At 68.3% G+C, this 14,278-nt stretch carries 13 protein-coding genes; 4 read left to right on the forward strand and 9 right to left on the reverse strand.

Annotated elements, in window-relative coordinates; genetic code table 11:
- Positions 1–220 (reverse strand): hypothetical protein (locus tag VLA96_09265; GenBank protein HSE49381.1); only part of this gene is annotated, 220 nt, incomplete at its 3' end.
- A 60-nt stretch (positions 221–280) separates the two neighbouring features.
- Between VLA96_09265 and VLA96_09270 the strand changes: the two genes are divergently transcribed.
- From VLA96_09270 to acs, 4 genes are all read left to right on the forward strand, one after another.
- A complete protein-coding gene (locus VLA96_09270) occupies positions 281–529 on the forward strand; it encodes a DUF5661 family protein (protein ID HSE49382.1) in 249 nt (82 codons plus the stop codon).
- A 29-nt stretch (positions 530–558) separates the two neighbouring features.
- The gene (locus tag VLA96_09275; GenBank protein HSE49383.1) at positions 559–2,673 is read left to right on the forward strand and encodes a thioredoxin domain-containing protein; all 2,115 of its coding nucleotides are present in this window, start codon (positions 559–561) and stop codon (positions 2,671–2,673) included.
- Between the two features lie 132 nt (positions 2,674–2,805).
- Complete coding sequence (dps, locus tag VLA96_09280) at positions 2,806–3,303, forward strand: DNA starvation/stationary phase protection protein Dps (GenBank protein HSE49384.1); 498 nt, start codon at positions 2,806–2,808, stop codon at positions 3,301–3,303.
- Positions 3,304–3,664: 361 nt separating this feature from the next.
- Positions 3,665–5,620: an acetate--CoA ligase gene (gene acs, locus VLA96_09285; GenBank protein ID HSE49385.1), complete on the forward strand. Its 1,956-nt coding sequence runs from the start codon at positions 3,665–3,667 to the stop codon at positions 5,618–5,620.
- Here the strand turns inward: acs and VLA96_09290 are convergent.
- The 8 genes from VLA96_09290 to VLA96_09325 form a co-directional block, all read right to left on the reverse strand.
- Positions 5,617–6,915 carry a heterodisulfide reductase-related iron-sulfur binding cluster gene (locus VLA96_09290; GenBank protein ID HSE49386.1) on the reverse strand — a complete coding sequence of 433 codons (1,299 nt, stop codon included), beginning with the start codon at positions 6,913–6,915 and terminating at the stop codon, positions 5,617–5,619. The two genes, acs and VLA96_09290, sit on opposite strands and share 4 nt — an antisense overlap.
- 98 nt (positions 6,916–7,013) lie before the next feature.
- Positions 7,014–8,390, reverse strand: a complete 1,377-nt coding sequence (locus VLA96_09295; protein HSE49387.1) for an FAD-binding oxidoreductase — start codon at positions 8,388–8,390, stop codon at positions 7,014–7,016.
- Positions 8,387–9,817: an FAD-linked oxidase C-terminal domain-containing protein gene (locus tag VLA96_09300; protein ID HSE49388.1), complete on the reverse strand. Its 1,431-nt coding sequence runs from the start codon at positions 9,815–9,817 to the stop codon at positions 8,387–8,389. The genes VLA96_09295 and VLA96_09300 overlap by 4 nt, the downstream gene beginning before the upstream one ends.
- Before the next feature lie 77 nt (positions 9,818–9,894).
- Positions 9,895–10,332 carry a CBS domain-containing protein gene (locus VLA96_09305; GenBank protein HSE49389.1) on the reverse strand — a complete coding sequence of 146 codons (438 nt, stop codon included), beginning with the start codon at positions 10,330–10,332 and terminating at the stop codon, positions 9,895–9,897.
- 102 nt (positions 10,333–10,434) lie between these two features.
- Entirely contained in the window at positions 10,435–11,382 is a 948-nt protein-coding gene (locus VLA96_09310) for a hypothetical protein (protein ID HSE49390.1), read from the reverse strand.
- 77 nt (positions 11,383–11,459) lie between these two features.
- Positions 11,460–12,875, reverse strand: a complete 1,416-nt coding sequence (locus VLA96_09315; GenBank protein HSE49391.1) for a DUF58 domain-containing protein — start codon at positions 12,873–12,875, stop codon at positions 11,460–11,462.
- A 44-nt stretch (positions 12,876–12,919) separates the two neighbouring features.
- Positions 12,920–13,189 carry a PGPGW domain-containing protein gene (locus VLA96_09320; GenBank protein ID HSE49392.1) on the reverse strand — a complete coding sequence of 90 codons (270 nt, stop codon included), beginning with the start codon at positions 13,187–13,189 and terminating at the stop codon, positions 12,920–12,922.
- A gap of 34 nt (positions 13,190–13,223) precedes the next feature.
- Positions 13,224–14,078, reverse strand: a complete 855-nt coding sequence (locus VLA96_09325) for an alpha/beta hydrolase (protein ID HSE49393.1) — start codon at positions 14,076–14,078, stop codon at positions 13,224–13,226.
- Positions 14,079–14,278 lie beyond the last annotated feature (200 nt).

Below are 14,278 nucleotides of genomic sequence, written 5' to 3' on the forward strand. Positions count from 1 at the left end.
CGGCGGTGAGCCCGAGCAGGCCCACGACCACGAACGGGAGGTTGGACAGGACGTCGAGGCCGTTGGGGATGCCGAGCAGCGTGCGCCGGTCGGCGAACTGATGGAAGGCGGGGTCCTGATGGATCGGCGGCACGAGCAGGAACACGCCGGCCACGACGAGACCCGCGGCGCCCGCCAGCGCGCCCGGCCCGATTCCCCGTGAACCCGTCTTCATCCCCATCTCACGCGGACCTCTCCGTCCCCCGGGTATCATGACGCGGGCCCATCAACGAGGCGACCCATGAACCGCTTCACCCGCACCGATGCACTGCACATCGGCACCCAGCTCGGGATCGACTGGCGGCGCGTGGACGTGGATGAGTTCACCGCCGGCCTGAACGTCGAGCTCGAGCACGGGCAGCGCGATCCGGCGACCGACGTGACGCACGACGACCCGCTCGTCACCGGGAAGATCGCCCTGGCACACCTGAACGAGCTACCCGACTACTACACGCGGCTGGCCAGGATCGAAGCGGAAGCGGTCTCGTAGCCCCCGCCCCTGCGGGCTACATTCCCGGCATGGAGAACCTCCTGGCCGGGGAAGCATCGGCGTACCTCCGCTCGGCGGCGCACCAGCCGGTGCACTGGCTGCCCTGGGGGGACGCGGCGTTCGCCCGCGCCCGCGCCGAAGACAAGCCCATCCTGCTCGATATCGGCGCGGTGTGGTGCCACTGGTGCCACGTGATGGACCGCGAGTCGTACGAGAACCCGAAGCTCGCCGAGCTGATCAACGAGAAGTTCGTCGCCATCAAGGTGGACCGCGACGAGCGCCCCGACGTGGACAGCCGCTACCAGGCGGCGGTGCAGGCCATCAGCGGGCAGGGGGGCTGGCCGCTGACCGTGTTCCTCACGCCGGAAGGCAAACCGTTCTACGGTGGAACGTACTTTCCTCCCGCCGACCACTACGGCCGCCCGGGCTTCGAGCGCGTCCTGCTGGCGATCGCGGACGCCTTCCACAACAAGCACGACGAGGTGAAGCAGTCGGCCGAGCAGTTGCTCTCGGTGATGTCGCAGGCGGAGACGTTCGCCGGGCGCTCGAAAGATTTTTCGCCGGCGGTCGTCGACGCCATCGTGCGCTCGGCGGAGAAGATGTACGACGCGCAGAACGGCGGCTTCGGCTCCGCGCCGAAGTTCCCGCATCCGGCGGCGGTCGAGCTGCTGCTCGACCGCTACGCGCGCGGCGAGACGAAGCTGCGCGACATCCTGATGGGCACGCTGGTGCGCATGGCGCAGGGCGGCGTGTACGACCAGATCGCCGGCGGCTTCCACCGCTACTCGGTGGACGCGCAGTGGATCGTGCCGCACTTCGAGAAGATGTCGTACGACAACTCGGAGCTGCTGAAGAACTACGTGCACGGCTACCAGGCGCTGAACGAGCCGTTCTTCGCAGCGGTCGCGCAGGACATCATCCGCTGGATGGACGCGTGGCTCTCGGACCGGGAGCGCGGCGGATTTTACGGGTCGCAGGACGCCGACATCTCGCTCGACGACGACGGCGACCATTTCACCTGGACGCTGGCGGAGGCGCAGGAGGTGCTGCGCGGCGACGAGCTGGCGGTCGCGGCGCTGCGCTACGACATCAACGAGACCGGCGAGATGCATCACAACCCGGCGAAGAACGTCTTGTACGTGGACGCGTCGCTTGACCAGATCGCGGAGAAGCTGGCGAAGACGCGCGAGCAGGTGGCGGAGATCCTGGAGCGTGCCAAGCAGAAGATGTATGAAGCGAGGACGAAGCGCCCGATCCCGTACATCGACAAGACGGTGTACACGAACTGGAACGCGCTGTGCATCTCGGCGTACCTGGGCGCGTCGCGCATCCTCATGCTCGACGACGCGAAGCACTTCGCGCTGCGCTCGCTCGACCGCATCCTGGCGGAGGCGTGGTCGAACTCGGGCGGGCTCGCGCACGTGGTGGCGTACTCCGATCCGGCGGCGCCGAAGCGGCATGTTCCGGGAATGCTGGACGACCACGCGTTCACGGTGAGCGCGTGCCTCGACGCCTACGAGGCGACCGCGGACCTGAGCTACTTCAACTTCGCGCGCAAGATCGCCGGCCGCATGGTGGAGAAGTTCTTCGACCCCGTGGGCGGCGGATTCTTCGACACCGCGACGGGCGAGCAGGGCGCGCTCGGCGCGCTCAGCACGCGCCGGAAGCCGTTCCAGGATTCGCCGACTCCCGCCGGCGACCCGGCGGCGGCCATCGCTCTGCTGCGGCTGCACGCGTACACCAACGAGGCGAGCGATCGGGACAACGCTGAAGCGACACTTGAGGTATTCGCCGGAATCGCCGAGCAGTACGGCATCTTCGCCGGGACGTACGGGGTGGCGTCGGTGCTGTTCTCGGAGCCGCATACGCTGGTCGTGGTGATCGGGGAGGACCAGCGCGCGCTGGAACTGGAAGCGGCGGCGCTGGCGCCGTTCGCGTTGAACAAGTCGGTGGTACGGATCGCGCACAACGAGGTCGTGCCGCAGAACCTGCCGCCGGCGCTGGCGGAAACGGTGGCGAACCTGCCGGCAGTGAAGGAGTCGCGCAGCGTGGCGGTCGTCTGCTCGAACTTCACGTGCCGCCCGCCGATCGGAGAGCCGGACGAACTGGAGCGGGTGCTGCGGGAGACACTCGCAAGCAGGTAAGTCAAAGTCAAAGGCCGCGGCCGAGGGCGGCCGCGCCACAGAGAACCCAGGTGACGGCGGTCACTGCGGCACGCTGACAAGTTCTGCATCCTCGATGATGGCGAACCATCGAATCTCCCAGGAGAAGCCATCATGACGACAGCGACCCAACATACCTTCCGCACGAACATCGACATCCCCGAGAAGCAGCGGCACGAGATCATCGAGCTTCTGAACCAGCGGCTGGCGGACGCCGCGGACCTGAAGTCGCAGACCAAGTACGCGCACTGGAACGTGAAGGGCATGCACTTCCAGCAGTTGCACGAGCTGTTCGACGAGATCGCGGCGCACCTCGAGGCGCACACCGACCTGATCGCCGAGCGCATCACGGCGCTGGGCGGGGTGGCGCGCGGCACGGTGCGCCAGGCGGCGGCGGATTCGAACCTGCCGGAGTACCAGCTCGAGGCGGTGGACGGCGAGGAACACGTCTCGGCACTGGTGACGCGGCTGGGCAAGTTCGCGAACGAGATCCGCGCGGGCATCGACGCGGCCGACCGCCAGAACGACAAGGCGACCGCCGACCTGCTGACCGAGGTCGTGCGCGAGGCCGACAAGGACCTGTGGTTCCTCGAGGCGCACCTGCAGCACTAGATGAAAACAGGAGGAGAGGAGGAGAGGAGGAATTCTCTTCTTCTTTTTCCGGATCATGCGCCGGCGAAAGCCGGCGCTTTGTTCTTGTGCCGTCGGCGAAAGCCGACTCGCAGTCTCACTGCGCATGCTCCCAGGGCTTACGCCCTGGGCTAACGAATACCGTCCTTCGGACTGGCTTCGTTGCGCCTGCGGCTCGCTTCCCGGAGCCAGCGTTCGTCGCACACCGAGGTTCAGTTCCGCGCAGCGGGACGGCATTCGTTAGCCCAGCACGTCAGTGCCGGGTGCGAAGCAGGGAGAAGATGAGTCGGCTTTAGCCGACGGCACGCCTCCGATAGAATGCTGCCCTTGCCCGGAGGGACCTGTGGACCAGAACGAAGTCTTCCAGCCACCGAAGGAGTTCGCCGAGAAGGCCGCGATCCGCTCGATGGCGGAGTACGAGCGCCTGTACCAGGCCGCAGCCGACGATCCGGAAAAGTTCTGGGGCGAGCAGGCGGAGCAGCTCGCGTGGTTCACCAAGTGGACGAAGGTGCTCGACTGGACGAACCCGCCGTTCGCGAAGTGGTTCGCCGGTGGCACGCTCAACGTCGCGTACAACTGCCTCGACCGTCACCTGGGGACGTGGCGGCGGAACAAGGCGGCGATCATCTGGGAAGGCGAGAACTTCGAGCAGCGCATCCTGACGTACATCGAGCTGCACCGCAAGGTCGCGAAGCTGGCGAACGCGCTGAAGAAGCTGGGGTGCAAGAAGGGCGACCGCTCGATCATCTACATGCCGATGATCCCGGAGGCGGCGGTCGCGATGCTGGCGTGCGCGCGCCTCGGCATCACGCATTCGGTGGTGTTCGGGGGGTTCTCGGCGGAGGCGCTGAAGACGCGCATCCAGGACCTGCAGGCGTCGCTGGTGCTGACGGCGGACGCCAGCCTGCGGCGCGGCAAGGAAGTGCTGCTGAAGCAGAACGTGGACGAGGCTCTCCAGGACTGCCCTTCGGTGAAGCACGTGGTCGTGTACAAGCGGCTGGGGCGGCTGATCGAGATGCGCGAGGGCCGCGACCACTGGTGGGACGACCTCACGCTCGGCATCAGCGAGACCTGCGAGCCGGAGAAGCTCGACAGCGAGCATCCGCTGTTCGTGCTGTACACCTCGGGCACGACCGGCAAGCCGAAGGGCGTGGTGCACACCACGGGCGGCTACCTGACGCAGGTGGTGGCGACGATGAAATGGGTGTTCGACCTCAAGGACGAGGACACCTACTGGTGCACGGCGGACATCGGGTGGGTGACCGGGCACAGCTACATCGTGTACGGGCCGCTGGCGGCTGGGACGAGCGTGCTGATGTACGAAGGCGCGCCGGACTGGCCGAAGCCCGACCGCTTCTGGCGGATCATCGAGAAGTACCGCGTCACCATCTTCTATACGTCGCCAACGGCGATCCGCGCGTTCATCCGGATGGGCGACGAGTGGCCGAACGGTCGCGACCTCTCGTCGCTGCGGCTGATCGGCTCGGTCGGCGAGCCCATCAATCCGGCGGCGTGGAAGTGGTACCACAAGACCATCGGGAAGGAGCGCTGCCCGATCGTCGACACGTGGTGGCAGACCGAGACTGGCTCCATCCTTATTTCTCCGATCCCGGGCGCGACGCCGACCAAGCCCGGCTCGGCGACCAGGCCCCTGCCGGGAGTGGCCGCCGAACTGGTGGACGACGCCGGCAAGCCGGTGAAGAGCGGCAAAGGGTATCTCACGATCTCGAAGCCGTGGCCGAGCATCATGCGGACCATCTATGGCGACCCGGAGCGCTTCCAGGAGAACTACTGGTCGCGCTTCCCCGGGCGCTACTTCGCGGGCGACGCGGCGACGCTGGACGACGACGGGTACATCTGGATCCTGGGGCGCGTGGACGACGTGATCAACGTGAGCGGCCACCGGCTGTCGACGATGGAGATCGAGTCGGCGCTGGTAAAGCACAAGGCGGTGGCGGAGGCCGCGGTCGTCGGCGCGCCACACGAACTGAAGGGCCAGGCGGTGCACGCCTACGTCACGCTGAAGAAGGAAGTGGAGCCGAGTGACGCGATGGGCGACGAGCTGCGGGAGTGGGTGGCGCGCGAGATCGGGTCACTGGCGCGGCCGGAACGCGTGCACTTCGTCGCCGCGCTGCCCAAGACGCGCAGCGGCAAGATCATGCGGCGGCTGCTGCGCGAGATCGTGACCTCGCACCGCGTCGAGGGCGATACCACCACGCTCGAGGACTACAACGTGATCCTCCAGCTCAGCCAGCAAGGGAAAGAGGAAGAAGAGATCCTGGGCGGGAAGAAGGGCTAGTAGGCTTCGTCGAGCACTTCGAGGACGTGCTTGACCTCGAGGTTGAGCCCGCGGCGCGCGGCGCCGGCGCGCAGTTGCAGCATGCAGCCGGTGTTCGCGGTCACCACCACGTCCACGCCGGTCGAAGCGACGTCGTCCATCTTCGAATCCAGGATCTGCATGGAGAGCTCGTGCTCGGTGACGTTGTAGACGCCGGCCGAGCCGCAGCAGTGATCGGGGTGCTGCATCTCGATGAGCTGCATCCCCGCCTGCTTCAGCAGGTCGCGCGGAGCCGAGCGGACCTTCTGCGCGTGCGCGAGGTGGCAGGGATCCTGGTAGGTGACGCGCCCGGGAACCGAGCGGCTGGGCGCGCGCAGGCCGATCTCGGCGAGGTATTCCGTCACGTCGCGCACCTTGGACGCAAACCGGCGCGCGTCGTCGTGGTGCTCCGGATCGTCGGCGAGCAGGTTCGCGTAGTCCTTCATCGTGGAGCCGCATCCCGCTGAACTGGTGAGGATGGCGTCGACGCTCCCATCATCGAGGAAAGCGCGCAGGTTGCGGCGGGCGAGCGTGCGCGCGTCGTCGAGGCGTCCGGCGTGCGCGTGCAGCGCGCCGCAACACCCCTGGGTGGCCGGCAGGAGGACCTCCAGGCCATTCGCCTGCAGCACGCGAATGGTCGCCTGGTTCAGGTCGTCGAAGGCGACGCTCCCGATGCATCCCGCAAGCAGCGCAACGCGGCCGCGCGGGGTGCCCTTGGGCGGGAAGATGTGGCCGAGTCCCTGAAAGGTGAAGCTGTCGCTGACGGCGGGCGCCAACTTTTCGATCTCTTCGACGCCCAGGAACCTCAGCACGCCCGACGAGCGCGCGACCTTAGCGAGCGGCGAGCGCTGGTACCAGCGCAGGCGCCTGGCCCACAATGCAAGCTTCCGGTAGTCCGCGAGCAGGCGCCCGTAAACGAAGTCGCGGATGCGGCGCGCGAGCCACGGCCGGCGGTAGTGCTGCTCGATCTGCGCGCGGGCGCGCTCGACGATGTGCCCGTACTGCACGCCCGACGGGCAGGCGGTCTGGCAGGCGAGGCACCCGAGGCAGCGGTCGATGTGCGTGACGAACGAGTCGCCGATGGGCAAGCGGCCGTCGTCGGCCAGGAGCACCTGGTAGATGCGGCCGCGCGGCGAATCCATCTCGGTGCCGAGCACGCGGTACGTGGGGCACTGCTGCAGGCACAGCCCGCAGTGGACGCAGGTGGAGTAGAGCTCCCACGTAGGGCGGTCGTGGGCGGAGAAGTTGGACTGCTCGGGTTGGCGCGCGATCGGCATTTGTTAATTTGTTAACTTGTCAATTTGTCAATTCGCGGCGACTGTCGTCCTTTGCTCCACCAATCAACAAGTTAACCAGTTACCCAGCTAACCAATCGTCAGACCAGGAATCTCCCTCGATTCAAGATGTCACCGGCATCCATCGCGCGCTTGACTGCCAGCATCATGGAGCGGTCGGTCGGCGTCGAGCCCCAGACGTCGAAATGCTCCTTGGCTTCGATGGGACACTGCAGGACGTAGGCGCTGCCGTCGTGCGGAAGCGCGGCGCGGATCGCGGAGGCGGCGTTGGCGTACTGCATCGCCGACGGCGGGTCGACGGAGAGCGGGATCAGCGCGACGAGGAGCGAGCCGGCGCCGGCGCGTCCCAGCGTGGCGCAGAGGCAGTTCTGCTCGACCGCCGCGTGCTCGGCGCCGGCAAGCGCATGCGCGAGGCCCGCGGGCGGCAGGTTGAGCTGCATCAGCATGGCGTTGCGATGGCGCGTGGCGACGTTGGCATGGAAGTCGCGCAGGCCGCTCCAGAACTCGTCCTCTTCCCTGCCGGTCAGCTCGCGCGCGTCGCCCAGCTCGCGGCGATAGCGGGCGAGCACGGCGTCGGAACCGGAGGCGGTCAGCGCGAGGCGCCAGGCGGTCTCGTGCGCGGGCACGGGCGCCGGCGGGTGGTAGTGGTCGGGATCACGAGGGTCCCCGTGCGGCACGATGTACTCGGTCGCGCGCGGCGAGATGATCTCCAGCCGGATGGGCGTGAGCGCGGATCGCACGATGCGGTCACGAAAAGCGGCCGCTTCGGTGAGCGACGCGAACCGCGCGACGTAGGTCGCGGTCTGGCGTGGGCCCGGGAAGACCTTGAAGCTCGCGCCGGTGATGACCGCGAGTGTCCCGAAGCTGCCGATCATCAGCTTCATCAGGTCGAAGCCGGCGACGTTCTTGACGACGCGCCCACCGCCCTTGCCGACGACTCCGTCGCCGGTGACGAAGTGGATGCCGATGCAGAAATCGCGCAGGCTGCCGTAGCCGTGGCGCAGCGGCGCCGAGGCGTTGGTCGCGAGCAGGCCGCCGATGGTGGCGCGCTCGGCGAAGGCGACGTCGAGCGGCAGGAACTGGTGGTGCTGGGTGAGTTGCGCGGCGACGGAAGCGAGCGTGGCGCCCGCGCCGACGCCGAACGTCAGGTCGCCCGGGTCGTAGTGGATGAGCGCGGAGAGGCGCGAGGTGTCGAGCAGGAATTCCGCGCGCTCGGGCGGATCGCCGACCTGCTGCTGCGTGAAGCCGCCGGCGATGGCGACCGCGAGCCGCCGCTCCGCCGCTTTGCGCAGCACCGCCGCGACCTCTTCCGCGGAACCGGGCGAGACCCTGATCGCGGGCTGCGTGCCCTGGATGTCGTAGCGCAGGAGCGTGGGCACGTCTTCGATGAGGTGTGCTTCGCCGACGATGGCGGCGAGTTCCGAGAAGACGCTGGTATCGGCGGCGGCGGCGCTCATGAGTCCAGTCCGGCGGCGGGATGCCGCGCCGCGTCGGTCTCGCGGCAACTGCGCGCCATGGGAAATATTTTTTGCGGATTGAGGAGCGCGTTGGGATTGAAGGCGTCGTGCAGGCGCTGCATGACGTCGAGGTCGGACGCGGCGAACATGAGCGGCAGGATCTCGCTCTTCTCCATGCCGACGCCGTGCTCGCCGGTGATGGAGCCGCCGACGGAGAGGCAGTACTCGAGGATCTGGCGGCCGGCGACGCGGGTGCGCTCGAGCTGGTCGTGGTCGCGGGCGTCGAACAGGATGAGCGGGTGCAGGTTGCCGTCGCCGGCGTGGAAAACGTTGCCGATGGTCAAGCGCTGCTGCGCGGCGATCTCGGCGATGCGGCGGAGGGTGTCGGGAATGCGCGTGCGCGGGATGACGCCGTCCTGCGTGTAGTACGAGGGCGAGACGCGGCCGATGGCGCCGAAGGCATTCTTGCGGCCGGCCCAGAGGCGCTGTCGCTCGGCTTCGTCCTTCGCGACGCGGGTCTCGCGCGCGAGGCGGTCGCAGACCGCGACCACCGCGGCCTTCTGGCCGTCGACGGCTTCGCGCATGCCCTCGAGCTCGATGAGCAAGACCGCGCCGGCGTCGAGTGGATATCCGGCGTGCACGGCTTCCTCGACCGTGCGCAGCGTCCAGCCGTCGAGCAGCTCGAGCGCCGCGGGCGTGATGCCCGCGGCGGTGAGCGCGACGACGGTCTGCGCAGCGGCGTCGACGGAGTCGAAGATGGCGAGCAGCGTGGCGACGGCTTCCGGCAGCCGCGTGAGCTTCACGGTGATGGCGGTAGCGATACCGAGCGTCCCTTCCGAGCCGACGAAGAAGCCGGTGAGGTCGTAGCCGAGGGTCTCGGCGGACTTGCCGCCGAAGTTCACGACGCGGCCGTCGGCGAGCACGACCTCAAGGCCAGTCACGTGGTTCACCGTCACGCCGTAGGCCAGCGTGTGCGGGCCACCCGAATTTTCCGCCACGTTGCCGCCGATGGTGCAGGCCTTCTGGCTGGAGGGGTCGGGCGCGAAGTAGAGGCCGTGTTTCGCCATCGCCTGCGACAGCTCCCAGTTGACGAGGCCGGGCTGCACGACGGCGCGCTGGTTGGCGACGTCGACCTCGAGGATCCTGTTCATCCGCGAGAAGCCGAGGATGACGCCGCCGGTGCGCGCGAGGGCGCCGCCGCTTAATCCGGTGCCGGCGCCGCGCGGAACGATGGGCACCTTCTCCTTCGCGCAGAGCCGGACGATGCGCGAGACCTGCTCGGTGGTGGTCGGGAAGGCGACGGCCTGGGGCAGGGCGCGCTGCACGCCGCCGTCGTATTCGTAGAGCATCAGGTCGGCGCGGTCGGAGAGGACGGCGTCCTTCCCGACGATCTTCTTCAGCCGCCGGGCGATGGAGAACAGGGCCATGGGGGATGAGTGGGCGGGATTCTACACTGAAAAACAAGCGCCGGCGGGATGGCCGGCGGCCCGCCAGGAACGGCCGACTAGCTCTCGCCCGGCATGGAGTGCATGTAGGCGCGCATCATCTTGACCTCGCCGTCCTTCTCGTCGACCTCGTGCAGCAGCAGGTCGCGCAGCGAGACCAGGCCGAGCAGCTTGGCGCCATCAAGGATGGGCAGGTGGCGGAAGCCATGCTGCTTCATCAGGATCATGCAGTTGTCGAAGGATTCGTCGGCGGTGACGACCAGCGGGTTGGGCGTCATGACGTCGGAGACCTTGGCCTTCTTCGGGTCCTTGCCCTCGACCAGGACGCGCTTCATGATGTCGCGCTCGGAGAAGATGCCGACCAGCTTGCCGCCTTCGAGCACCGGCACGGCGCCGATGTTGCGCTCGACCATGAACTTGGCGACGTCGAGCACGGATTGCTGCCCCTCGACGGTGTACGTCTGGCGGTCCTTCAGCAGTTGCCGGATCGTGCCCATGCTGTACCTCCTCGCCTATCACCCACTGCGATGCATCTTCCCTCCCACCCTTTGCTCCGCCAAAGACGGGCGTCGCAAAGGATGGGGCACCCACAGCCCTGGCTACTCGTCGATGTCGAAGGCGTCGAGGATGCGGTATTCGCGGTCGAGCAGCATCACGCGGCGCATGTAGACGACGCGCTCCAGTTCGCGCGGCAGCGTGGGCAGCTGGCGCTCGCAGACCTCGGGCAGATCGTGGACGCGCCGCTGCAGCCCCGGCGGCAGCGTGCCGTTCTTCTGGAGCTGCTTCTCCAGGCCCGGGGGCAGGTTCTCGCGCTTGGCGAGTCCCGGCGGCAGGTCGCCGGCGTGGTCCTCGTAGCAGGTGCGGACCGTCGCGCGGTCGCGCGCGGTGAAGCTGCGCAACGACGCCGGGTCGCGCTGCTCGACCTCGCGCGCGGAGGCGGGGCGCACGCTGCCCGAGCCGGCGGCGCGGCCGACGACCGCGTCGGTGGCCGTATTCCAGTTCAGGACGGCTTCCGAGTCGACGCTGGCGTTCTTCTTTCCCGTGGCCGCCGCGACGCCGGTGCCGGCCGCCGCGCCCGCGCCCGCGCCGATGGCCGCGCCCTTGCCGCCGCCGGCGATGCCGCCGATGATGGCGCCCAGCGCCGCGCCGCCGCCGATCTTGGTCACGTTGCTCTTGGTGTGCGATTCGCCCTTGATGACGAAGCGCTCGGTGGCGATCTCGGTCTTCTTCGTGCCGGAACCGACCGACGTCAGCTCGAGCTCGAGCACGCCGGGGTCGCTCAGGCGCCCGGACTTGTGGGCCGCGATGACGCGGCCTTCCACGTCGGCGCCGCGCGGCAGCACTTCCCTGCCGCTCACCAGGATGGGGTACTCGAGCGAGCCGCGGAAGGTCTGGCCGGGCTGCGCGGTCTCGCTGGTCAGCTTGTCGATCATGCGGACCGTGATCTGGGTCCCGGCGGGGATGGTGACGGCGCTGGCGGTGCGGCGCTGGGCGGCCGCGAGCGCGGGCACCAGAACAAGGAGTAGGAGGGCAAGCTGGCGTTTCATGCAGACACCTTCCCGACCGTGGAATGGGTACCTATAGCAGGCGCATCGTACTCCCGCCCGCAAGCAGAGTACAAGCCTCAGTCCGCGCCGGTCCGCAGGCCGGCCGGCTCGATGAAGACGAAGTACGACGAGGCCCAGAGCTGCGTGGGGATGCTGCCGCGCGGCCGCGCCGTCAGGATGACGTTGTAGTCGCTGGTCAGGGGCAGGGTCTCCAGCCCCACGGGCGAGGCGCCCGGCTGCACCAGGGCGAGATAGCGCAGGAACTCGTAGATGTCGGGCGCGCCGGAGTAGCCCGGCGCGACGAAGGTGAGCTCGGTGTCTTCCGCGGCGAAGTGCCAGGCAAGCGAGGCGGCGAGCTCGACGGCCGACTCGTAAGCCGCGAGCGTGACCTGGCCAGCGGCGGGATTGTCGAACACGATGCGCAGCTTGCGCTCGTCCTCGCGCGTGTACTCGCGCACCTTCAGCGACATGGACTTCGCGGTCGCCTTCCAGTCGACGTGGCGGGCGGAATCCTCGGGCATGTACTCGCGGATGCGATAGAGGTCATAGCCACGCCCGCGGACGAACGCCTCGAACTCGCCGCGGATCATCGGCAGCACCTCGAAGAGCTCGTCGGTCTGGTCGACCCGCGGGTAGACGATCACCTTCTCGCGCATGGCGATGTGGCGCGTCTTCTCGAGGAAGCTGAAGGGGAAGCGGGTGCGGACGCCGAATTCATCCTGCTGGTACTCGCCGCGCCGCTCGAACAGCAGCTCGACGTCGGCGGAGACCGAGCCGCCGCCGGGAATGTATGCGAAGTACACGGCGCCGGAGTAGATCTGCTGCGGGTCCGGCGGGTCGGGATCGCGCCGCAATGCGAGATCGGGAACGCGGATCCACTGGCGCTCCGGGGGACGGCCGAACGGGAAGCCAAGATGCGACTTCTGCCAGCGCCAGCGACGCTCCGGCTTTTGCCCGCTTTGCCCGGTGAGCACGATGGAGAACGACGGCAGGAAGCGGCGGGTGTTCTGCAGCGTGAAGCGCGCCAGGGTCTTGCGCCCGGCAAACAGCTGCATGGGCAGGGCGAGCTCCAGGTCGAGCCCGCGCAGCACCCCGGCCGAGGCGACACCGGAGACGAGGATGGCCGCCAGCATGGCGGAGACCACGATGAACAGGAGGTTGTTGCCGGTGTTCAGCGCGGCGACGCCGATGAGGAGGATGACGCCCAGGTAGACGAGGCCTTCGCGCGTGACGTCGTAATGGAAGGCGTCGCGGACGCGCGCGACCAGGACGCGCCGCGCCAGGTACGGCACCACCGTGAGCGCCACGAACCCGGCCATCAGCAAGGCAGAAGTCGCGAGCATCGCCGAGACCCAGAGGTGCCCTTGTTCGCGGAAGACGGTGGAGAACAGCGCCGCCATGAACGCGAAGGTGAGCCCGGCAAGCGCGATGAAGAAGCGTATCCAGGCGGCGCGATCCACGTGCCGGAGCTGCGACTTGAAGAAGTCCCACATCCGTATGCGGAGCGTAGCAGCGGGCGGCGCGCCAGGCAACGAGGCTAATCGTCGGCGCGCGAGCCGGCGTGGCGGTCGGAGTGGATCCAGCGGCGCGCCTTTTCGCGCGCGATCTCCAGCGGCCGCGCCAGCTTCGGGAAGCGCTGGTGCAGGCGGTGCAGCAGGTGGTGTGCCCAGATGTACTCGGTCGAGAGGATGACCAGGCCGATCAGGATGAACAGAACGCCCTGCAGGACGGGCAAGAACAGCCCGGCGATGCCGAGCAGGAGGAATCCCCACCCGACCACGAGGACCAGCACGCGCCTGGCTGACATTTTCACGTTGGGGATTGGATGAGGATAGTAGTGCTCAGGAGGCGAGAAAGTCGAGGACGGCGCGATTGAACTCCTCCGGGGCCTCCTCATACGGGAGGTGGCCGACACCCGGGAGCAGCACCAATCGCGCCCGCTCGAGGCGCCGGCGCAGCTCTTCCGCGGACGACGCGAAGACGGCGCGGTCTTCGGAGCCCCAGAGCAGCAAGGTAGGCAGGTGACGCACGCGCTGGAGAAGCGCTTCGTAGGCCGCGAGGTCGGCCTGCCAGGAGTTCAGGATGCCGCGGGCGTGCTCGATGGTGCCGCCGAGCCGGAGCGGCGCGGTGTAGCCCGCGAGCGTGCCGGCGGAGATGCGGCGCTTGTCGGCGTACTGCCGGCCCAGCCAGTAGGACTGGCTCCACGAGAAGGTGCGGATGGCCCAGGGGAGCGCCCAGCCCATGCGCGCCATGAAGGGCACCAGGATGCGGCCGTGCGCCGACCAGGGATTGACGGCGTCGACCAGCAGCAGGCGGCGGATGCGCCGGCCACCCTGCTCCTGGTCCAGCGCGGCGGCGGCAACGGCGACCGCGCCGCCGTAAGAGGTTCCCAGCAGGTCGGCTTCCCTGACCCCCAGCTGGTCCATGAATTCGAGCGCGCGCGCGGCGGCGCCCCGGACGCTGCAATCGAGCTCGGGATCGCGGTCGGAGAAGCCGCAGCCGAGCGCGTCGGGCGCGTAGAGCGTCGCGACTTTGCCGAGCGCTTCGAAGTTGAAGCGCCAGGAGAACGAGTAGCCCAGCAGCCCGTGCAGCAGGACCAGCGGCGGGCCGGAGCCGGCGGTCAGGTACCGCATGCGGCGGCCGGCGACGGTCGCGAAGCGCTCCTCGGCGCAGCGGATCTCAGGCGGACGAGTCATTCTTTGTCGAATGTACAACCGAACCGCGCGGGCGCGCGTCGAAGTGAGTAGATATCGCCTCTGTCGCTTTTCTGTGAGGGGACCTTCCGGTCCCCTCGTTTTCGTTTTCTTCCAGGGTCGCCGCAACGCAGTCGCCTCGTCCGCCACCGCGGACCCGGCTCGGCTGCATCGCCCCTCGGCCTCTGCTCGCGCGATCCGGC

The organism is Terriglobales bacterium, assembly GCA_035457425.1.
Taxonomy (GTDB): domain Bacteria; phylum Acidobacteriota; class Terriglobia; order Terriglobales; family Acidobacteriaceae; genus JACPNR01.

What these genes read in the sequence shown, in the direction of transcription:
- VLA96_09270 (HSE49382.1), top strand. Translation starts at nt 281, where the DNA reads ATGAACCGCTTCACCCGCACCGATGCACTGCACATCGGCACCCAGCTC.
- VLA96_09275 (HSE49383.1), top strand. Translation starts at nt 559, where the DNA reads ATGGAGAACCTCCTGGCCGGGGAAGCATCGGCGTACCTCCGCTCGGCG.
- dps (HSE49384.1), top strand. Translation starts at nt 2,806, where the DNA reads ATGACGACAGCGACCCAACATACCTTCCGCACGAACATCGACATCCCC.
- VLA96_09290 (HSE49386.1), bottom strand. Translation starts at nt 6,915, where the DNA reads ATGCCGATCGCGCGCCAACCCGAGCAGTCCAACTTCTCCGCCCACGAC.
- VLA96_09295 (HSE49387.1), bottom strand. Translation starts at nt 8,390, where the DNA reads ATGAGCGCCGCCGCCGCCGATACCAGCGTCTTCTCGGAACTCGCCGCC.
- VLA96_09300 (HSE49388.1), bottom strand. Translation starts at nt 9,817, where the DNA reads ATGGCCCTGTTCTCCATCGCCCGGCGGCTGAAGAAGATCGTCGGGAAG.
- VLA96_09305 (HSE49389.1), bottom strand. Translation starts at nt 10,332, where the DNA reads ATGGGCACGATCCGGCAACTGCTGAAGGACCGCCAGACGTACACCGTC.
- VLA96_09310 (HSE49390.1), bottom strand. Translation starts at nt 11,382, where the DNA reads ATGAAACGCCAGCTTGCCCTCCTACTCCTTGTTCTGGTGCCCGCGCTC.
- VLA96_09315 (HSE49391.1), bottom strand. Translation starts at nt 12,875, where the DNA reads ATGTGGGACTTCTTCAAGTCGCAGCTCCGGCACGTGGATCGCGCCGCC.
- VLA96_09320 (HSE49392.1), bottom strand. Translation starts at nt 13,189, where the DNA reads ATGTCAGCCAGGCGCGTGCTGGTCCTCGTGGTCGGGTGGGGATTCCTC.
- VLA96_09325 (HSE49393.1), bottom strand. Translation starts at nt 14,078, where the DNA reads ATGACTCGTCCGCCTGAGATCCGCTGCGCCGAGGAGCGCTTCGCGACC.